18 protein-coding genes are annotated in these 21,568 nt (G+C 32.7%); 3 read left to right on the forward strand and 15 right to left on the reverse strand.

Annotated elements, in window-relative coordinates; genetic code table 11:
• Positions 1-201: 201 nt before the first annotated feature.
• From ACEN4L_RS09005 to ACEN4L_RS09060, 12 genes are all read right to left on the reverse strand, one after another.
• The gene (locus tag ACEN4L_RS09005; RefSeq protein ID WP_407096959.1) at positions 202-1,377 is read right to left on the reverse strand and encodes a glycosyltransferase family 4 protein; all 1,176 of its coding nucleotides are present in this window, start codon (positions 1,375-1,377) and stop codon (positions 202-204) included.
• 45 nt (positions 1,378-1,422) lie between these two features.
• Complete coding sequence (locus ACEN4L_RS09010) at positions 1,423-2,361, reverse strand: glycosyltransferase family 2 protein (RefSeq protein WP_407096960.1); 939 nt, start codon at positions 2,359-2,361, stop codon at positions 1,423-1,425.
• A gap of 46 nt (positions 2,362-2,407) precedes the next feature.
• Entirely contained in the window at positions 2,408-3,472 is a 1,065-nt protein-coding gene (locus ACEN4L_RS09015; RefSeq protein WP_407096961.1) for an EpsG family protein, read from the reverse strand.
• Positions 3,473-3,491: 19 nt separating this feature from the next.
• Positions 3,492-4,634 (reverse strand): hypothetical protein, encoded by a 1,143-nt coding sequence (locus tag ACEN4L_RS09020; RefSeq protein WP_407096962.1) that lies wholly within the window; start codon positions 4,632-4,634, stop codon positions 3,492-3,494.
• A 13-nt stretch (positions 4,635-4,647) separates the two neighbouring features.
• Complete coding sequence (locus ACEN4L_RS09025) at positions 4,648-5,739, reverse strand: glycosyltransferase family 1 protein (RefSeq protein ID WP_407096963.1); 1,092 nt, start codon at positions 5,737-5,739, stop codon at positions 4,648-4,650.
• Positions 5,740-5,759: 20 nt separating this feature from the next.
• Positions 5,760-6,803, reverse strand: a complete 1,044-nt coding sequence (locus ACEN4L_RS09030) for a glycosyltransferase family 2 protein (protein ID WP_407096964.1) — start codon at positions 6,801-6,803, stop codon at positions 5,760-5,762.
• 25 nt (positions 6,804-6,828) lie between these two features.
• A complete protein-coding gene (locus ACEN4L_RS09035) occupies positions 6,829-8,214 on the reverse strand; it encodes a sugar transferase (RefSeq protein WP_407096965.1) in 1,386 nt (461 codons plus the stop codon).
• A gap of 173 nt (positions 8,215-8,387) precedes the next feature.
• A complete protein-coding gene (locus tag ACEN4L_RS09040; RefSeq protein ID WP_407096966.1) occupies positions 8,388-9,575 on the reverse strand; it encodes a hypothetical protein in 1,188 nt (395 codons plus the stop codon).
• Between the two features lie 38 nt (positions 9,576-9,613).
• Entirely contained in the window at positions 9,614-10,756 is a 1,143-nt protein-coding gene (gene wecB / locus ACEN4L_RS09045; RefSeq protein WP_407096967.1) for a non-hydrolyzing UDP-N-acetylglucosamine 2-epimerase, read from the reverse strand.
• A gap of 2 nt (positions 10,757-10,758) precedes the next feature.
• A complete protein-coding gene (locus ACEN4L_RS09050) occupies positions 10,759-11,712 on the reverse strand; it encodes a glycosyltransferase (protein WP_407096968.1) in 954 nt (317 codons plus the stop codon).
• A 21-nt stretch (positions 11,713-11,733) separates the two neighbouring features.
• On the reverse strand, positions 11,734-13,161 hold the full coding sequence (locus tag ACEN4L_RS09055; protein ID WP_407096969.1) for a lipopolysaccharide biosynthesis protein: 1,428 nt from the start codon (positions 13,159-13,161) through the stop codon (positions 11,734-11,736).
• A gap of 6 nt (positions 13,162-13,167) precedes the next feature.
• On the reverse strand, positions 13,168-14,244 hold the full coding sequence (locus ACEN4L_RS09060) for a glycosyltransferase family 2 protein (RefSeq protein WP_407096970.1): 1,077 nt from the start codon (positions 14,242-14,244) through the stop codon (positions 13,168-13,170).
• A 390-nt stretch (positions 14,245-14,634) separates the two neighbouring features.
• On the opposite strand from ACEN4L_RS09060, the gene ACEN4L_RS09065 reads away from it, so the two are divergent.
• The 3 genes from ACEN4L_RS09065 (at position 14,635) to galE (ending at position 17,680) form a co-directional block, all read left to right on the forward strand.
• Positions 14,635-15,381, forward strand: coding sequence for a WecB/TagA/CpsF family glycosyltransferase (locus ACEN4L_RS09065; RefSeq protein ID WP_407096971.1), 747 nt, complete (start codon positions 14,635-14,637; stop codon positions 15,379-15,381).
• A 72-nt stretch (positions 15,382-15,453) separates the two neighbouring features.
• Complete coding sequence (locus tag ACEN4L_RS09070; RefSeq protein WP_407096972.1) at positions 15,454-16,542, forward strand: glycosyltransferase; 1,089 nt, start codon at positions 15,454-15,456, stop codon at positions 16,540-16,542.
• A gap of 124 nt (positions 16,543-16,666) precedes the next feature.
• Positions 16,667-17,680 carry a UDP-glucose 4-epimerase GalE gene (gene galE / locus ACEN4L_RS09075; protein ID WP_407096973.1) on the forward strand — a complete coding sequence of 338 codons (1,014 nt, stop codon included), beginning with the start codon at positions 16,667-16,669 and terminating at the stop codon, positions 17,678-17,680.
• 389 nt (positions 17,681-18,069) lie between these two features.
• Here the strand turns inward: galE and ACEN4L_RS09080 are convergent, their stop codons facing one another.
• From ACEN4L_RS09080 to map, 3 genes are all read right to left on the reverse strand, one after another.
• Complete coding sequence (locus tag ACEN4L_RS09080) at positions 18,070-18,993, reverse strand: aldo/keto reductase family oxidoreductase (RefSeq protein ID WP_407096974.1); 924 nt, start codon at positions 18,991-18,993, stop codon at positions 18,070-18,072.
• Positions 18,994-19,097: 104 nt separating this feature from the next.
• A complete protein-coding gene (locus ACEN4L_RS09085; protein WP_407096975.1) occupies positions 19,098-20,141 on the reverse strand; it encodes an acyltransferase in 1,044 nt (347 codons plus the stop codon).
• A 656-nt stretch (positions 20,142-20,797) separates the two neighbouring features.
• On the reverse strand, positions 20,798-21,553 hold the full coding sequence (map, locus tag ACEN4L_RS09090; protein ID WP_407096976.1) for a type I methionyl aminopeptidase: 756 nt from the start codon (positions 21,551-21,553) through the stop codon (positions 20,798-20,800).
• Positions 21,554-21,568 lie beyond the last annotated feature (15 nt).

Raw genomic sequence — 21,568 nt, forward strand, 5'->3', positions numbered from 1 at the left:
TGTCCTCATTTCAGTAAAAGTGCAAGGTTTTGTTTAACATCCTATAAAAACCCTTGCATCTATTATATCAATCATTAGTTGTAAAAGGCAGCAGAATAAGCATAGTTTATTATTCAGTAGACATTAATTAAGGTAGCAACCATTAACTTAAAAATATAGTTTTCTTAACTTGATTAATTAAAAGTTTTTACAAAGAGTTTACTAAAAATTTTCAGAGTAGATGACACTTATTTCCTTCATGTACTTTTTTACTGAATGATTCTTTATAACAGCATTATAAGACTTTATTGTTTTTTCTTTAATTTGTTGTGGATTTTCTAAAATTTCTAAGATAATTTTTTCAAATGAGTTCTGCAGTTGCTTGCGCAGTATTTGTTTTTTATTAATACTGCTAACTTCAACTTCTCCTGATTCATCTATAGGGAGCTGAATTACCCATCCTATAGTGCTATTATTTATTTCTGGGAGAGCACGAATATTAGTTGTAATGACAGGACAACCTGATGCTTGAAATTCTAAAACTGAGTAGCCATACGTGTCTGCCCAAGTTGGTAATAAGCCGACATCACTGTTCTTCATCATCTCTAGTAACTTTTTATTGTCCATGCTTTCATAGAAATTTATCCATTTTGTGTTTCTAATTTTGTTGTTCATCTCTTGTACTTCTTTTTCAGTATCTTGGTATTCACCAAATGCATAATTGTAACTTTTTCCTAATGAAACGATTGTCAATTCAAAATCGAAATTATGCTCTTCTTTAATTTTTGAAAAGACATCTACAATTTCTTTTCCACCTTTACGAGTGAAATCTTTTCCAACAAACAAAAATTTTAAAATAGGATTAATTACCTTTTGTTCTACTTCTGATTTTTCCATTAATTTTTTTTGGGGTGGATTTATTTGAATCATTTTTTCCTTAATGATATTTTTATATTGTGGAAAATGCTCTAAAAAGCGCAGTTCCATCTCATAGTTTTTTTGAGATAAGGATATAATTTTTTTACAATTATCATGAGCTAACAATTTTACATACTTTTCTGTTCTGTTTTTTTCTTTTATACTCTTTTTAGTAATAGTTTCTTCATTCAAAAATGACGTTGCTGAAGTTCGAGGTATATAGGTCTCAAAAGTTGAAATCCAAGGAATATTTTTTTTTGTGACAGTATTAAAAAGATGCAGTCCATCTACTCCAACCTCACTAAAAACTATATCTTTAAAAAAAACTATGGCATTCTTCCCTAAAATAGGCATTCTTTTTATGGCTGTTTGTGGGTAGTAAGTGTTTAAACTCTTCACTTTTTTTAATGGGTGTAGATTACCATCAATAATAGTCCTTCTTTCAGGATATGAATCATTAGTATAACCTATTTTTTTCATTGGGCACCTCTCTTGAAGAATAAATTAATTACTTATCAAAATCGTCTAATATTTGTTTAGCATCATATAAATAATGATTTTCAAAGTATATGGTCTTAACTTTGTTGCTAAAGATAGGTTTTGGTATCTCTTTTTTATTTCTACTTTTCTTTGCTCTTTACTTATTTTTTCATCAGAAGCAATTCCCAATAGAATATAATTCAAAATAAAACTTTCATATGCTAATTTTGTAAAAAAAGCTTTATGCTTTTCTAACCATTCTTCAGTAAATTTCCATCTATTGACATACCCAACTCTTGTATCTTTAGGTACATCAGAGTGATATATAATTTTTGGATCTTCAACTTGTACTATAGTTAATTGATGGTTATTATCTACTTTCAATAACCAATCCCAATCTTGATGCTTGATAAGACCTTTAGTAAATGGCGTCTCGATAATGATATGTTTTGGAACAAGCACTGTTGAGGTTTGAATAAAGCCTATATTTTTTAAACCTTTTATTTCGAATAAGTAGCTTGCAATAGTAGTTTTACCACTTTCTTTATAATTAACGTTTGGAAGTTTATCGTACTTTTTTTGATTTTTATTTTTATATCTTTCCAAAGATGTAAAGCATAAAAAATCATCATTTAATGATAAGTGGTTTTTATTAATTAATTTAATCTGACTACTTAGTTTATCTGTAAACCATTCATCATCGTCATCTAGTAAAGCAATTAATTCTCCATCAGCTAGTTTTACTCCAATATTTCTTGCTTCACTTCCGCCCACTTTTATATTAGTTTGGACAAGTTTAATTTTTATATTACTTGTTTTTTTTGCTTGTTCAATATACTCGGCTGTTCCATTAGAAAAACCATCTACAACAACAACAATTTCTATATTTTTATAGTCCTGTTTAATAACACTTTCTATTGCTCTTCTTAAAAAAATTGGTCTATCAAACGTAGGTACTATAACACTAATTAATGGTTCATTCATTTAATTCATCCTTTAATATTATTATTACGCTTAAATAATTTCAAAATTAAAAATTAAAAATAGTTTCATATGGCATGTAATCTATATAAGTCTCAGATATGATAAATATTAAACAAAAAACCGCAAAAGTAAAACCAGAAAATAAAAGCATATTAACTAATTTATTTTTAGTAAAAGATGAAAATATAATTGGTACAATAAAAATTTCACTAGTGGCAAATAAAGTCCCTAATCTCCCACCTACTGTACTCAAAGTTCCTGAAAAGATTAATATTAACGAAGCCAGAAAATATATCTTTAATATTATATTAAATTTATTTTTTTCTTCATTTAATTTTGGATAAGACAATATTAGTGCTGTAAAAAACAACATCAATTGCATCCATAATATAGGATTCAGAATCCATTGCCCATTAGTATAAGACGGACTCGTAAAATATGCATTGTAGCGTTCAGGAATTGCCCATATATATATACTTGGAATTTGTACAATCACTCCAATTAAAAAGCTAATGCCTAATAAACAAGTAATATTTTTTACTGTTAAATGCTTGAACAAATAATGAAAAATATAAACAATAATAAACGACCAAGCTGTTATATGAAACAATGAAGCGACGAAAACAATAACTAAAAACTGAAAAGGTTTTTTATTTAATACATAAGGTATTGAATACAATAATATAATGCATGCCATGGCAGATCTAATTTGACCCATATCGCGGACTAAAAAGTATCTAGCATAATAATATAACAATACTAAAGAAGGAAAAGATGTAAATTTATATACAAAATTTGTTAGCAACAATAAGCTAAATAAAGCAAAAAATAATATAAAGGTATGATAATTAAAACCCATTGACTTAAAAAGAAAATTCAAAAATAGAAAACCACTTTCTGCTTCTATACTACCATTAAATACATCAGAAATATTTTCGACCTCTGAATAAAACTTGCCATATGAGTTAAAATCATATCCAGTATAAAAACGGAATCCCGCTATGATAGCAAGTAACCCACCAGTTATGAAAGAGATTTTTTTATTCCTTAACATTACTTCAATGGTAGCTAAAATAAGCAATATACCAAAAACACTTATATAAAAAAACATATCGGTCCTCCGTTAATTATCATATTAAAATTACTTTAATCTCACTGCCTCTATAAACTTTTAATAGCTCTCTCTGTTTTTCATACCATTTCTTTGTTGTTTTATATTTCTTACATATAATAATAACTTCATCAACCGATATTGCAGGGTTAACTTCTGATACAGAATTTGTAAATAATACAGAATATTGTTTTTTTTCTAATTGTTCTTTAGATGTAGAATTTAATTTTTCCACTATATAATTATCTAAATTTTCTTCAGAAAGAACCAGTTTTATCTTTTTCTCTGGATGAAGTACAGCATGGATTAGTTGATCATACTTTTCGGTATTATTCAGATATTTATTATTACTCATATTTAAAACTGTATCGTTATCTTTAATAGCAAATCCGTATAAGTCAGTAACTTCTTTTTTTAATAAGTTCCGTATCAGGGCTATAAAAATCCCTGCACCTCCCCCTACTATTACTGCTAGCACAGCATATAAAATGATTCTTTTATATGATAAATCATTAGTAGCGTCAACGGATATATCTGATTCAGTTACTGCTTCTGACTCAATTTCATAGCTTTTTATTACTTCAGGTTCAGTAACAATATAAACCGTTTTATTATCAAAGAAAGAATTATCCTCCTGAGAAATCAAGTCAAAATAAGCATCTGCAATCACTTGGTTTTTTTGTTTATCTCCTGTACCAACTTTTAAAGTCATTACTTGAGTATTTGGATTTAAAGTTACTTGTAACGCGAGATCAGGACTAGGCTCAATGGTCGTACCTGCTCCTTCTTCAATTCTTTCAAGTACATTTTGAGATATTAAAAGTTCTTCCATCAATGAATTGGCTAAAAAAGGCTCTCCTGTTTCTGTTTCTGTATAAAAACTAAAAGCCACTCCCCCGTTCTTTTGGAAATTTTTCATAATTAATTCTATTTCTTCAGGATCAAGCTGGGCCTCGAAAGGTATATTTTGATCAAGTTCATTAAGTTTAATTTCCTGTTCTTCAGTATTAATTGCATTTTCATTAATTTTGCTATCAGTAAAGATGGTATAGCCAATACCTAATAAAAACAATGAAAAAATAGAAACTGTCGTGATAATAATAATTTTCATACTATCTTTTAAAAAAGTTATCATTTCATCTAAAGTGGGTAAATTCTTCAAGTGCAAGTCCTCCTCATTTTGAATAAATCTCATCTAATAATATAGCTGTATATTCCATATCATATTGCGCTAATTCTGGTAGAGGCTCATTAGTATAAGGTTTTTTAAGTGTTTCTTCAGCCCACTTTTCAGTATTTTCTTTTAATGAAATAAAGTGAACATTTTTAGATAATTGTGTTTCAGAAGAAACTTCAGTTGACAGAACTAGCTTAATATTTGCTGCTTGTGCTTCTACAGCTGAAATAGGTAACCCTTCATATAAAGAAGGCATTAAAAAAACATCCATAGCTTTTAATAGCTCTGGAATATCGTCTCTTAGACCTAGAAATAAGACATTTTTTTGTAATTTTTTTGAAGAAACTTTTTGTTCTATTTGGTTTCTTAAAGACCCCTCACCGATCAATAACAAAAAACTATTAGGTTGTTGCTGAACAATTTCTTCAAAAATATCAATTAAAAAAGAATGGTTTTTTTGCTCCTCAAATCTTCCTATATTACCTACAACAAAAGCGTCTTTAGGCACATTAATCTCTTCTCTAATACCTTCTTTTCCTTTAGGTACATTCCGATACATATTTAAGTCTATACCATTAGGTACAAAAATAAACGGTTGATTTTTTCCGTAAAGACCAATTCCTGCCTCAGTGGAACACGCTAAATAATCCGTTGCGTTATCTCTCATCAAACGATCAAAAAGCTTACGTGCTGCAGACATAAATAAATTATTTTTCTTTCCATCTGTTGTAGCATGACTATGAACGATTCTTTTGTCAATACCAGCTCGCTTAGCTAATAATAAATTCAATCCTCCACCAAAGAAAACTTCACTATGAACTATATCAAAATGTTTCTCTTTAAATAAAGCGGTAACACCTCTTATATAACCTAAAATATTTTTTTTAGGATTAGGAACAGCATAGATATGGCCTCCCAAATCATGAATTTCTTTATTGTATGGTCTAATATCTTCAAAATCATTATAAATTAAAAAGTCAAATTGAAATTTTGAACGATCAATATTGCGGTAAGCATTCATCATAAAAGTTTCAGCTCCGCCTTTTCCCATACGTCCTTGAAAATGAAGAACTCTTAACGGTTTGTCCATACTTGACTCAGACCTTTCTTTTAAAATTTACGTTTAAATTTTTCAATTGTTTTTGGCGAAGTCATACTAATTGTATACATTGTTTTTGAAGCAACAAAGTTTACAGCCACCGATTTCGACTTAAACAATATTTTCATTATTTTTCTCATCTTAGTATCCACGAGACTTTCATTTGTAGCTTGTATAACGTCTGGAAAATGTACTATTCGTCTAATATACGCTAATTTATCGTGGTAACCTAAAGAACAACTATCACTATGCAGAGGAATGATGCATGACATTACTCCTTTTAGAAACAAAGCACTGGATCCTCTACGATTCTTGTCTGTTAAAAACAGTAACTCACGGTAAAACTCTACAAATGTATCAAATTTATTGTCAAAATATTTATTCGTTAAGCTATTTCTCCCATCAAATGAATAGTCATAGAGTACATCACTAACTACTCTACAACTACTTACATGATTAAAGTACCGTATATTAAATAATCTATCTTCACAACTATTATAAGGCGGAAAAAATACATCATTCGCCTTCACAATAGATAGTTTATATAATTTATTCCAAACAACATACATCAGTTGTTTATTCATTAAAGGATAAACATTATCTAGAAATTTTTCATGTGCTTCTATTAGTAAATTAGGAGCTTCTACCTTACGAGTATCCACTACCTCATCACCGTCTAAAATTCTCATATTATACGAAGAAATAATCAAATCGATGTTTTTTTCATTTACAAAACTAGCATACATGCTCAATGTATTTTCTTTCATAACATCATCTGAATCAATAAATAATAAATATTGTCCGCTAGTTAACTCAATACCTTTATTTCTAGCATTTCCAGGTCCACCATTCGGAATGGTTTTAAATTTTAATCGTGAATCTTTTTGATGGTATTTATCGAGTACTTGTTCTGTGTTATCACTAGAACCATCATTAACAATTATCAATTCAAAATCTGAGAAAGATTGGTTTAAAATACTTTTAATCGTTCTTCCTACTGAACTTTCACAATTGTATGCTGGCATGACCACACTAAAAAGTGGAGTGTTCTCCATTTCAATTTGTCCTTTCCTCAACAGACTAATCCAAATATATTATACTATTTGGCACGTTTTTGATTTCTTTTTGTTCTTCTTCATCTAAACCTTTAGAAGAAACTTTATCAAAAAGTATCTTAATGGTTTGTAGCATAATCTTTACATCAAGTAAAAGAGAATATTTTTTGATATATAATAAATCAAAATTTAGTTTGCTATTAAAATCAGAAGCGTATTTACCATATACTTGCGCATATCCCGTAATTCCCGCCCTCACGTTATGTCGTAAATAATAGTGAGGATTTTCTTTCTGAAACTGTTCCACAAAGAAAGGTCGTTCAGGTCTTGGACCGACAACAGACATGTCCCCTTTTAGTACATTAAACAGTTGAGGTAGTTCATCAATTCGCAACGATCGTAGATATTTCCCTATGGTTGTTACTCTTGCATCATTTGATGTTGCCAAAACTGGACCAGAATCCTTTTCAGCAGTAGCACTCATGCTTCTGAATTTTAAGACATTAAATTCTTTGCCATCTTTCGTGATACGTACTTGTTTATAAAACACAGGGCCTTCTGACGTTACTTTTACTAATATAGCTGTAACTAACATTATTGGAGAAGCTAACACGATAAGAAAGAGAGAAAAAATAACGTCCATCAATCGTTTGATCAAATTATCTTCTTGAGAGATTTCGAAATTTGATACCTCAATTATACTTTCATCTTCTATATTCATTATATTGGGATTAACTAAAAGTAAATTTTCAAAACTTGTTGTAAGAAACAGTTTTTTCTTTTCAGAAACTAATAAATTATAAATCTTAGATTGTTCATCTTTATTTATATCACTCGTAAGATAAATAATATCTACCTTGTCAAGATTTTTTTGAATGTTGGTATAATAATTTGACACTACTGCATATCTTACAATATGCCTTTTACTTTTTGCTTGTCCAATATTAAAAATCGCATTCTTTATATTTTCTTCGTGTCCTACCACCATTACTATTTTGCTTCCACTGTATCGTTCATATATTTTATATACAATAACTCTCCAAGTAAATAAAATAATTGTGCTGATAACAAAACTAATAAACATTACAGATCTTGGAAAAGTAAACCATCTTCCGAAGAAGGTTACAGCCATAATAGAAATAGTCGTAATAATTTGTATAATCACTGTTAGATACAAAAAATCAGTAATTGATTTGTTGTATAAAATATATACCCCAAACAGTAAATTTAATAAGACAAATAGCACAAAAATGTATATATTTGCTTGTTTATAAGCCTGATAATTATACATTGGTATATTGCCTTGGTAACGCACATAAAAAGAAAGGAGAATAGATAAGTGGTACAGTAATACATCTACTGCCACTATGACTATTTTTTTCGTTTTGGTGAATTTTTCTCCTTGAGCCATCCCATTTTCCTCCAAATCAATCTCATATTTTTAATTTTTCATCACTCATAATAACATATCACTGAACTGATTCCTATTTCACTTTAGTTTCATACAGCACTTTTTAACATTATAACTAGATTTTTTAAAATTGATAACTCAAATATACAAAAATTATAAGTTTATTGTTTGTATTATTTTCTTTTTTTCTTTCCTATATAAATAAAAATTAACAATAAAAAAATAGAAAATGCAGGATTTAAGTACCCGCCTTTTTGAAAGTTCAACGCAATAAAAACTAATCCTAATTTAAAGTTAATTATCAAAAGATAAAAACTAAATACACAACTCAAAATGAAAGCTATTAGTCCCAAATCGGATATTATATAGGCATATATATTCCAAATATTTGGTGTATGTCCAATACCATTCCCTAAAAAAATGTGTTCAGTGTTTACAAAGTCCCAACTTCTTATAATTCTGAAATAAGCTGATCCATCTTTACCACTTAAAATATCTGCTGTACGATTTATAATCGTCGCATTGATTAAATCCCAAGCAAAAAAGATAACAATTAAAAGTACTAGAATATAGACAATATATTTTTTAGACCATCTAAAATTTTCCACACTCTTATGAGTCATGAATTTCATTAGTTGAATCATTAACATGATACCTATAGCGCTGTAAGAAAATGTCATTAGTAATGTGAGTGTAATCACTAAGGAAAAACCTCTATGAATTTTTACATTTGTTTTATTAAAGTAGTTTAATGCTAGAATAATATTTAAAAAGTAACCTAAGTAAGCAGGTTCTGAAAATATACTTCTTGTTCGAATAAATTCTGTATTTTCATTAAAAGCATAACTCAATAAATCAGTCCGGGTAAATGTCCAAAAAAATTCATATGAAAGATCCCCACCAGAATATAATGCAATAGTAATATAAATTCCAATAATACAGACTATTACAGCAACTATGTTTAATATTTTTAAAAATTGTGCCTCTAGTTTTTGATCTTTCACATAATTATAAACTCCCACCACAATTACTCCATAATAAGCAACTCTAATAAATGCCGCTATTCCTGTCTTTAAGATAAATTGCTCATTTAAATTTAGATTCAGTACTATATTTGCCGCTATAACTGCTAGCAACAATAGTAACCAAATTATTTGATTACTTTTTACTTTATAATTCCCACTAAGTAAAAGGCAAAGTCCTGCTAAAGCAAAAATAAAATCTGCTATTGTAAAGATATCGATCATCCAGTCAGTTAAAACAAAAGAAATACTCATTAAGGATAGGATAAGAATAGACCAAACATGATTATAACTGTTATTAAATTCTTTCCATTTTATGATTAAAGTATTATTTCCCAAAAATTAAACCTACTTCCTATTAAAAAATCATACAACAATTATAAAAAATCCTCAGGACGTGAATCTTCCAAACTAAAAGCGTACGCTATTACGTTCACAATTCTCTTACTAGCATTTCCGTCACCGTAAGGATTACTAGCAATTGACATTTTTTTATATTCTTGTTCATTTTCAAGTAAGTTTGTCATTTCTCGTACGATTGTTTCCGTTTGAGTACCAACAAGTTTTAGCGTTCCTGCTTCTATACCTTCTGGTCTTTCAGTTGTTTCTCTAAGAACAAGAACAGGCTTCCCTAATGATGGAGCTTCTTCTTGCACACCGCCAGAATCAGTCATAATCATATAGCTTTTTGCGATTAGATTGTGAAAATCAATGACATCTAATGGGTTAATCAAATGGATACGTGGATGCTTACCTAAAATTCTTTCAGCTTTCTGTTGTACCATTGGATTTAAGTGAACAGGAAAAGCGATTTCTATTTCGAGGTGCTGTTCTACTACATTTCGGATTGCTTTAAAAACTCTTTCCATTGGCTCGCCTAGATTTTCTCTACGGTGCATGGTAACAAGAATTAATTTCTTATCCGAACTTATATTATTAAATATTGGCAAAGGATAATTTTCTTTGACTGTTTGATGCAGTGCATCAATAGCTGTGTTTCCGGTAATATAAATATTCTCTTCTAATCGGTTTTCATTTAGTAAATTTCCCTTACTATTAGTAGTTGGCGCAAAATAAATGTCAGCAATAACATCTGTTAATTGTCGATTCATTTCTTCTGGAAATGGAGAGTATTTATCCCATGTACGCAAACCTGCTTCAACATGGCCTACTTTAATTCGATTGTAAAAAGCTGACATACTGGCAGCAAAAGTTGTGGTTGTATCTCCATGAACCAACACAATATCAGGTTTAGCCTCTTTCATAATTCTATCCAAACCAAGTAAGACATTTGTGGTAATCGTCGAAAGGGTCTGACCCTCTTCCATAATATTCAAATCATAATCTGGCTTGATATCAAATGTTCCCAATACTTGGTCCAACATTTCACGATGTTGAGCAGTTACTACCACAATCGATTCAAATCGTTTGGATTGTTCGTGTAGCTCTTTGACTACGGGAGCCATTTTGATAGCTTCTGGTCTAGTACCAAAAACCGTCATCACTTTTATTTTCTTCATTTTTAAACCTCCCTCCTGTTCCTTTTATTTCTGATAGCATGAACTGCATATTGTACTTTCAAATATATTTTTTCTGTTATAGTAATTGCACTCATTTGCTTTAATACTTGTTCCTTTTCTTTTGCTGGCAATGGAATGTTTATAACTCCTGAATAAATCGACAGCATCTGCCTTTTAATTAGCTTCTTTTGTTCTTTGATAACTTCATCTTTTACATACAGTTTTTCCAGCTCTATATAAATACGATAATAAGAATCGATTGTCTTATTTAATCGTTTTGGGTTTTGATCCGTCATAATCGAATTTTCTCGGTAACGACGATGATAATAAAATGCATTTTGATACATCATTGAATCAATTGCTAAAAATACTTGTGCTGTAAATAGTTCATCTTCATGTAAAATACCTTCATAAAAGGTAATGTGGTTTTTTCCTAAGATTTCTCTTCTTACTATATATAAATAGACTGGTGAAACAAAGGACCTTCGATTCGCATCATACGAGTCAATGGTATAAATCTTTCCTTCTTCTAAACGGTGACTAAAGTTATAATTATTCTGCTCAATCAGTGTATTCATATTATCTAAAAAAGCTCTCCCGTTAAATCGAATCAAGTCTACATTCTGATTTTCCATTTGATTTATCAATATTTCAATAGCTGTTCGTTCAATGTAATCATCTGAATCAACAAACAAAACATATTTTCCTACAGCAGCTTTTAACCCTGAATTTCTTGCTCCTGATAAACCTTTATTTTCTTGTTCAATTAATTTCACTCTATTATCAGTAGTATAAGGCTGGATTTTTTGATTGCTGGTATCAGTACTGCCATCATCTACTACAATGATTTCTAAATGAGAATATGTTTGCTCAATAATAGAATCTAAGCATTCCTCAATATAATCTTCAACATTATAGACTGGTACAATGACAGACACTAAGGGATATTGTTTCATTCATTTCTTCCTTTCAATACCTTACTTTCTAATAATAACTTGTTTAAATAAGTTTATTTGACCAGTAATTAATAACCCCAAACCAAACAGCACTACAAATATTACTCCAAGAATTATTAAGTTAAATAAATTATTAAATGGGAGCTCAGGCATTGCAACAAATACTACAAATTGTATAAGCGCCATAAAGAAAGGTTTTATTAATGCTTTGAAAACATCACTAAAATTCGAATCGAACATTCTATACATTAATAAATAATTTGCTTGAATAAAATTGATTCCAAAAGCTATGATTACCATAAGCGCAACATATTCAATTCTTCCTGTTGAAATACCAATAAAAATAGCAATAATTGTTACAATAGAAGATAAGATTCCAGACAATAACAATAAATCGGTCCTATTTCCAGATTGGAAAATCCCACCAGTACTACTAGAAATCATTTGAACCCAAACTGAAATTGCTAATATTTGAAAAGGAGCTACACTTCCACCCCATTGGTCTCCAAACAGAAATAAGATAATTTCTCCTGCATGAAAATATAAAAATACAGATAAAGGCATACCTATTGTGGCTAAAACTGTCGTAATTTTTATATATACTTGTTTGATTTTATCAAGATTTGTTTCATAATCGGACATAATTGGCTGAATGACAGGAGAAATAACATTCGTTAAAATTTGATTTGGATACAAAGACACTTGATAAGCTTTATCATAAAAAGCTAATGCACTTGCTGAAAAGTATCGCCCAATCAATATGCTATCTAAGTTTCTTGAGAAGTAATTGATAAAATTAAATAAAAATTGATTTTTTGAAAAACTAAATATTTTTTTTAATGGAGAAAAATCTCTATTAAAGTTTATTTTCACTGGTGTTTTAACATAAAAAACAAGAAACATACACATAGCTTTTACGGTGTTTCCAATAATTAATGCATAGTAGCTAAATCCTGCAAAAGCTAAAATGATTGATATGATACCTGATGCCAGATTTGCTAAAATTGTTACAATATTAACTGTACCAAATTTTTTCTCTCGCAGTAATAAAGATTGTGGAACAACTAAAATACCGTAGAAAAACAAACACACTGATAAAACCATACTGATAGGTTTATAAACATCATCACCATAAAAAGCACTTATTGGAGTGCCAAGAAATGCAAAAATGATAGCCAAAATAAGGGCTAAATAAAGTGAGAAACTAAAAATGCTATTTATATCTCCTTTTGATAAAGTCTTATTTTGTATAACGGCTGGCCCTATACCAAAATCAGCTAACATTTGAAAAAAGATTAAAAAGACATTTACTACCGCCACAATTCCATATTCTTGAGGGGTCAAAATACGTGATAAAATTGCTGTTACTAGCAGTTGAATCACCACGTTGGAGTACTTCCCTATTGCACTGAAAAATATTCCTTTCTTAAATTCATCTGCCATTCCCATAATCTATTACCTCCATCTATAATTTTTCACTAATTTTTTTTTCAACCAAGCAAATAGTTGTTGAAAGTTTTTACCAACAACTACTCTAAACCGCATTACCCGTAGTGCATTAGCGTATTGTTCTTTTCTTAATAATTGCAATAATTGTTTAACAAAAGCATTGGGTTCTTCTTCCAAGAGTATACCGTAAACAGCTTCTTTGATTTTTTTATCCTTCATCAACGTCGCAATGCGAATCGTTTTTTGCCGACTCGTTAAAGGAGAGTCCTTCCAGCTTAAATTACTTAATTCTAAGTAAAGAGCCCCCCAATATTCACGATAAACTAAATCTTTGTACTCTTGATCTTTATTCCAGAATTGCATCCAATTCTCAAAACAATTAGCAATATTGTATTCATAAACAAAACGTTCTTCACGATAGCGATTAACTGCAGAGCCTTCCATAGATACATAATGGTAGTAGGCTTTTGGATGATAAAATACTTTTTCGACATCACGTTGTACTAACTGATTAAATAATGCATCTTGTCCTACTTTTTGATTGGTAAATCGGCAGTTATGCTGCATCAAAAAGTCTCGCCGATACAACTTGTTCCATAAAGCATATGGCGAAACTGCATAATGCTCACGAAACTGATTATGGAAAGCTACTTGAGAAAATTCTCCGTTCAATATAGGTAGTTTTTTTGTCGTGTCAACTTGTCCATTTTTTTGGAAAACTTCGTTATAGTAGCCAAACACTACCATGTCAGCATTATTTTTTTTTGCTACTGCTACCGTTTCTTCTATTAAAGTCATTTCAAAGTAATCATCAGGATCCGCAAAATAAAGATACACACCCGTTGCTATATCAAGTCCTACGTTACGAGCATATCCTGAGCCGGCGTTTTGTTGGTGTACGACTTTAATACGTTTGTCTTTTCGTTGATATTCATCACAAATTTCCCCAGACTTATCTGTTGATCCATCATTTATTAAAATAACTTCGATATTGCTATATGTTTGATTGAGGGCAGATTGAATAGCTCTCTCTAATTGAGCTGCCACATTATATATTGGCATAATAATCGATACTTTGTTCATCGGTCTTCCCCTTTGTTCAAAGATGCTACAACTTTTCCTATTATAGCATAATCTTACATCTCAAACATTACAGTTTTCTTAAGAGTTTTCAAGGAACTTTAGGCAGTCATTATATACATAAATTGTTATTCTACATACTTTCATAATGAGAACAAATTGCTCCAAGGTTACATAGATACTTTTTTTCCAACTCAACTATAAAAATTTTTTTCTTTTTTTCCGTTATACTAAAGTAGAACTTATTTATTAGAAAATAAATTGTTTAAAAAAATATTCAACCATATTTTTAATTCAATAAAAATGGAAACTTTGCTTTATCTCTACTCTACTTCAATGGTATGATAAATAAAAAGTTTAGACTAGTGAAGGTGTTAAGGATGATTGGTAATTATGGAACATAAAAAAGTATCGGTACTGGGAGTTCATTTTGACAATAAGACAAAAGGAACTCTGCTCAAAGAATTAATGCATCGAATCCAGCAAAACAAAAAAACATTTGTAGTAACAGCTAATCCAGAAATCGTGATGTATGCCAAAAAAGATCCTTCTTACATGTCACTCGTAAAAGGAGCGGACTATGTCATTGCTGATGGTATCGGCATCATTAAGGGTTCTAAGATATTAGGCACACCTATCGTAGAACGTGTTGCGGGATATGATCTCATGATCAGTTTGCTTGAAGAAGCCAATAAAAGTGGCAGTCGGGTGTACTTATTAGGTGCTAAAGAGGACGTTTTGCAAAGTACTGTTCAAAAAGTACACGAACGCTATCCTTCTCTTCAGTTGGTTGGAGCAAGAAATGGCTACTTTGATTTGTCTGATACATCGATCATTGAACAAGTTCAACAAACTAACCCGGATATGGTATTTGTGGCAATCGGCTATCCCAGACAAGAAAAATGGATCCACCAATATTTGCAAACGGCTCCTAAGGGGTTGTTGATGGGAGTTGGCGGTAGTTTTGATGTTTTATCTGGAAAGTCCAAACGGTCACCAAAAATATTTATCCAATTAAATATTGAGTGGCTGTATCGTTTGATCAAACAACCTTACCGTATCAAGCGGATGATGGCTTTGCCTCACTTTTTGCATGAAGTCAAGCAAGAGAAAAAACAGCTTCGCAATAAACAATCTTAAAACTGAACAATACGTTGTTCAGTTTTTTTGTGAAAATAAAGAAATCAAATGAATAATAAACGAGGTTAATCAATGATGAAAATACTTCATATAAACGCAGGGTTAGAAGACGGCGGCGGTAAAAACCATATTTTATCACTGCTCTCTCAATTTGATTCAGAAACAGCCGAATTGTTAGTATTGGAACGCGGCATTATCGCTGAAGAAGCGAAAAAATTGGGTATTCGAGTCCATGTTCTTGAACAACGTTCCCGTTATGATTTAGCGATTTTAAAACGATTGGTGCAATTTATTTCAGATGGATCATTTGACATCGTTCATACCCACGGTGCACGAGCCAACTTTATTTTTGCCGCTGTACACAAAAAAGTTCCTCCTATTTGGGTCACTACAGTACACAGTGATCCTACATTGGATTTTATGAATAGAGGAATAAAAGGTACTATTTTTACTAAATTAAATACGGCTAGTCTGAAAAAAGCGGATCACTTGATATTGGTGTCAGACAGTCTAAAAGAACCGTTGCTTGAACTAGGTTTGAAAAAGGAACAGATGACCGTTGTTTATAATGGGATTCAATTTGACAATGATCCTGATCAACCGTCAGCTAAAAATGAGGTCTTTACTTTAACGTGTATTGCGCGTCTGCATCCTATCAAAGGACACGAGGTCTTGTTGAAGAGCTTGGCTGCTGCTCAATTTACAGATTTCACACTGCATTTAGTAGGTGATGGTGAACTAAAATCAACCCTTGAAGAGTTGGTTCAAACATTGAAGCTGCAAGATCAGGTTCAATTTCACGGGTTCCTAGATGCCGTTCAAGTTGAAGCTCAAATTGTCCAATCTGATGTAACAATTTTAGCTTCGTATAATGAAGGCTTTCCGCTAGTTCTCTTAGAATCTGCTAAACAAAAGGTGCCGTTTATTGCTACAGATGTTGGCGATGTCCAACGCTTGATTCCAGATAACAGTTATGGCTGGCTTGTTCCTCCAAGATCTGTCATTGATTTGACAGTTGCTTTAAATGAAGCCTACAGCGATTGGGAACACAACAACTTAGCAACTAAAGGAGAAAAAGTGTATCAGCTGGCTCATGAGCAATTTTCTATTCAACGTTTTTACAACGATACTGTTGCTCTTTATCAACACCTGCTTCAGTAAAACGGGTCTAAAGTAATAAAGCATTCTATTCCAAGCTATCCACAAAAAAATTTGTATGGTAAAATATAACAGATGAAAGAAGCTTTTAAATTAAAGAAACCAACTTAAGAAAGAAGGCTAAACTATGTCAATCTTAGTTACAGGAGGCGCTGGTTATATCGGCAGCCATACAGTAGTAGAATTATTGAATGCGAATTACGAAGTGGTTATTGTAGATGATTATTCAAACAGTAAACCAGAAGTGTTAAACCGCATCAAAGAACTTACAGGTAAAGGCTTTAAATTTTACGAAGCGAATATTTTGGACAAAGAAGCGTTGGAACCTGTTTTTAAAGAAAATGATATTGAAGCAGTGATCCACTTTGCAGGTTACAAAGCAGTCGGCGAATCGGTTGCCGAGCCTTTGAAATACTACCACAACAACTTAACGGGTACTTTTGTACTGTGCGAATTGATGGCACAATACAACGTGAAGAAAATTGTGTTCAGTTCGTCTGCTACAGTTTATGGAATGAACAATGTTTCTCCACTTACAGAAGACTTGCCATTAAGCACAACAAATCCATACGGTACAACTAAAATGATGATTGAACAAATTTTACAGGATGTATATGCTGCAGATCATTCTTGGAGCATCGCCCTTCTTCGTTACTTCAATCCTATTGGAGCACATGAAAGCGGCCGTATTGGTGAAGATCCAAATGGTATCCCGAATAACTTAATGCCGTACATCACTCAAGTGGCTGTCGGCAAACGGGACCATTTAAGTGTGTTTGGAGCTGATTACGACACTCCAGACGGTACTGGTGTCCGCGATTACATCCACGTAGTTGATTTGGCAAAAGGACATTTAAAAGCTGTGAAAAAAGTTTTAGAAACAGAACAAATTGAAGCTTACAACTTAGGAACTGGAGTTGGTTACAGCGTCCTTGATGTAGTAAACAACTTTGAAAAAGCCACAGGTCAAAAAGTGCCTTACGAAACCGTTGAAAGACGTCCTGGTGACATCGGAACATGCTACTCTGATGCAACCAAAGCTGCTGCCGAACTAGACTGGAAAGCAGAATTGTCTTTAGAAGACATGTGCCGTGATTCATGGAAATGGCAAAATAACAATCCAAACGGTTATGCAGAATAATAACTGAAATGCCCCATTCGCTGATGAACATTACATCAGCGAATGGGGCATTTTTTTATTCTATTACACTACTCACTTAGAAGATAAACTCTTTTGATCAAATGGGTACACAATTGCTCGATAGACGGCTTCTAGCTCATAAACCTCACACTTCTACCAGTGCTATTGTGAGGTAGACTGCTTCTACTTAACAATTCTCACCTTTATACCAGCGCTATTGTGAGATAGATTGCTTCTACTTAATAATCCTCAACTTGCTGTCAGCGCTATTGTGAGATAGACTGCTTCTACTTAATAATCCTCAACTTGCTGTAACTGTCATTATGAACTAGACGGATTTCTAGCGAGTACAAAGCCATCATCCCAATTCAGATGATGGCTCCTGCAGTTTATGGTAAAACTTTCCCAGTACTCTTATACAATTTATACCACTCTTCACGAGTCAAGGTGATTTCTGACGCTTGGCAAATAGCTTTGATACGATCCGGATTCATGCTTCCCACAATCGGCTGCATTCGTGCTGGATGACGCAACAACCAAGCAACAGCAATAGCTTCACGAGCTACTGACTTTTCAGCGGCCATTTCATTGATCAATTGATTCAGTTCTGGATAATCTGGGTGATCAAAGAATAACCCTTTCTTGCCATTTCCTGCTTGGAATGGCGACCATGGCTGGATGGTCATATCATTTAGCCGACTGTAGTCCAAAATCCCACCATCATGGACTACTGAGGCTTCATTGATCATATTGACATTAAACCCAGCATCGATCATTGGTGCATGTGTAATGCTCAATTGCAGCTGATTAGCAATCAAAGGTTGTTGAACTGTTTTTTTGAGCAATTCAATTTGGAGCGGATTTTGGTTGCTGACACCGAAATAACGCACTTTTCCCGCTTTTTCCAGTTCATCAAAAGCAGCTGCTACTTCCTCTGGTTCTACTAACGTATCGGGACGATGCAACAGTAATGTGTCGACATAATCTGTCTGAAGACGTTTCAAACTAGCTTCTACAGATTCAATGATGTGGTCTTTTGAAAAATCGAACATCACTCCTGGAACAATTCCCGTTTTCGTTTGCAACAACACTTTGTCTCGCGAGATACCTAATTCTTTAAAAGCTTGTCCAAAAATTTGCTCTGATTCTCCTTTACCATAAATATCGGCATGATCAAAGTAATCAATACCTTCATGAATAGCAGTCTCAATAACTGTTTTAGCTTCTTCGTTGGACAAAGCATTCATACGCATAATACCAAGAGAAATTTGAGATGCCATTAGTCCTGATTGACCTATGTTGATTTTTTTCACTTGTCTTCCTCCGCTTCACTATTTTTTTGAAATCGTTTTCCATCATAGTATACTACTCTTTACCTGAAAAAGTCCTCTCCTGAGCCACTGCTTTTAGCATTGTTCTATAAAATCCATTTTTTGAGTCCAGGTATTTTGATCAGCATTTTCACGACAACATAACCCAAAGCTGCCACAAGTAATACTAATAAAGGAACCGAAATCAAGGGGTTCAACAATTGGGTATCTATGTTAGCTGAGTTCAACAGAAAGATGATCAATACATGGCTCAAATAAACCCCAAAGGAAATATCGGAGAATTCCTTGATCCATTTTCTAGCTGTTTCAGAAAAAACACGATTGTTAAAAGTTTCTTTGAACCACACAAAAACAGCGATACTGGTCATCATGACATTCGGTGTCAAATATTCAAACAACCACCCTACTGGTTTTCCGGCTTCTAAAGATAAATAGCTGGTTCCGAACAAGGTTACTAACAGCCCCACAATTCCCAATCCATAGATCCAGCGCTTTACTTTCGGTGTTACTCCATAGCGGTACAAATAACTTCCCGCAAAGAAATATCCGACATAACCAAACGTAATGTCCAGATTTATCCAGTCATCTGCAATCGTTACTGTAGAACCAATTGGAAACTGGCGAATCGTCGGAATGAGAAAGCCTAATACAAAACAATACGCCATTATGTACCGCATCAACTTCTTATCTTCCGCTATTTTGCGTAAAAATGGCGTCATAATGTACAATTCTACAATCCGAAATAAAAACCATAAATGAAAATGACCTTCTGTAAAGCGATCGATCGTTTCCTTCACTTGATCTGTGGAAAAGGACTGAAATGGATAGAACGCCATAAAAACAGCATAGAAAGATGACCAGAAAAGGAATACACGTACGATCCGCCAAATATTTTTGCGGTACAATTTTCTGATTCCAATTTCTTTTGTGGGTTCTAAGAAAAATATTCCGCTGATCATCACAAATAACGGCACACAAATACGCGCTACCGCATCAAAAGCATTTAATGTCTGCCATTCCATCGAATTGATTTGGTACCAATCAAAATTGCTGGATGAAACATGGACAACAATGACTAAAAAAATGGACGTGATGCGAATTAAATCTACATACCATAAACGATTTTTCATAATTTACTCCTTTTTCATTATCGTACTGTATTATACCAAACAATTATGAAAAGGTTCTTCTATCTGCTCTTCAGGGTCAGTAGTTTAGTCACACTCGTTCTTGTGATTGTATTAAATAGGATTGAACTGAATCGGTAACGCTCCACCGAAAGTTAGGCTAACACTTAATTTTCAGGTGCATTTTTTATATCCACGCATAGTTACGAATTTAGGCTGCAAGGGGTTTAAAGGGGACTAAAGGGGGCTTTTGCGGACATTTATTCACGAAACATAAGATATTTCTTATCACTCTATCCTTAAACTCTGTTGGAACAGTAATACAGTGGCTTTGAGACAGCCAGTGGCGTTGTTATTTTAATTTATTCTTCAAGTGAGTCTTCTTTCCATGTTCACTTGATGAATAAACCTGCTTTATTAGTCAAGTGAGTACTTCTTTTAATGCCACTTAATGAGTAAACCCACTTTATTCATCAAGTGGGAAACAATTCCATGCTCACTTGATGAATAACCTGCCTAAATTGATTTTGCGTTCCTGTTTTGTCTTTCTCACTGGAAATTGGAACACCTAACCTTTCTCACAACTCTAGCTTTCTCCTCACTAAACAAAAAACATCATCACCAGTCAATGAATTCGACTAATGATGATGCTAGTTTATTTATTGATCCCCTTGAGAAGTTAAAATTCTTGGACCGTCTTTCGTTATCGCTAATGTGTGTTCGAATTGGCAGCTGATTCCGCCGTCTTCTGTGCGCGCTGTCCAACCGTTGTTGTCCATTTTCGATTTCCATGTACCAGTATTGATCATGGGTTCGATCGTAATGACCATTCCTTCTTTCAAACGCAAGCCTTTACCTGCTTCACCATAGTGAGGTACAGATGGAGCTTCGTGAAGAGTTGGTCCAATTCCATGTCCGATAAATTCACGTACGACTGAAAAGCCTTCAGGTTCTACATAAGATTGAATTGCATGACCGATGTCACCGATGCGGTTTCCAACTTGTGCTTGCTCGATTCCTTTGTATAAAGCTGTAAGAGTTACTTCCATCAATTTGTCCAACTCAGGAGTAGACTCTCCAACAATGTAACTCCAACAAGAGTCGCTCAAAGCCCCTTTCAAATTGATAACCGTATCCACTTTGATCAGATCTCCATCTTTTAATTTCTCTTTACGCGGAAAACCGTGGCAAATTTCATCATTGACACTGACACAAGTTGCGTATTCATATCCTTCAAAACCAATTTGCTCTGGAATAGCTCCATTATCAACAATAAATTTATGGCAAAATTCTTCAATGTCCCAACTAGTAATCCCAGGTTTAATAAAATCACGCAATGCAATATGCATGTTCGCTAGTAAAGTACCGGACTCATCCATTGCATCAATTTCACGTGCTGACTTTAATGTAATCACTTATATTCCTCATTT

It is taken from the genome of Desemzia sp. FAM 23988, from assembly GCF_045528365.1.
In the GTDB taxonomy this organism is placed as follows: Bacteria; Bacillota; Bacilli; order Lactobacillales; family Carnobacteriaceae; genus Desemzia.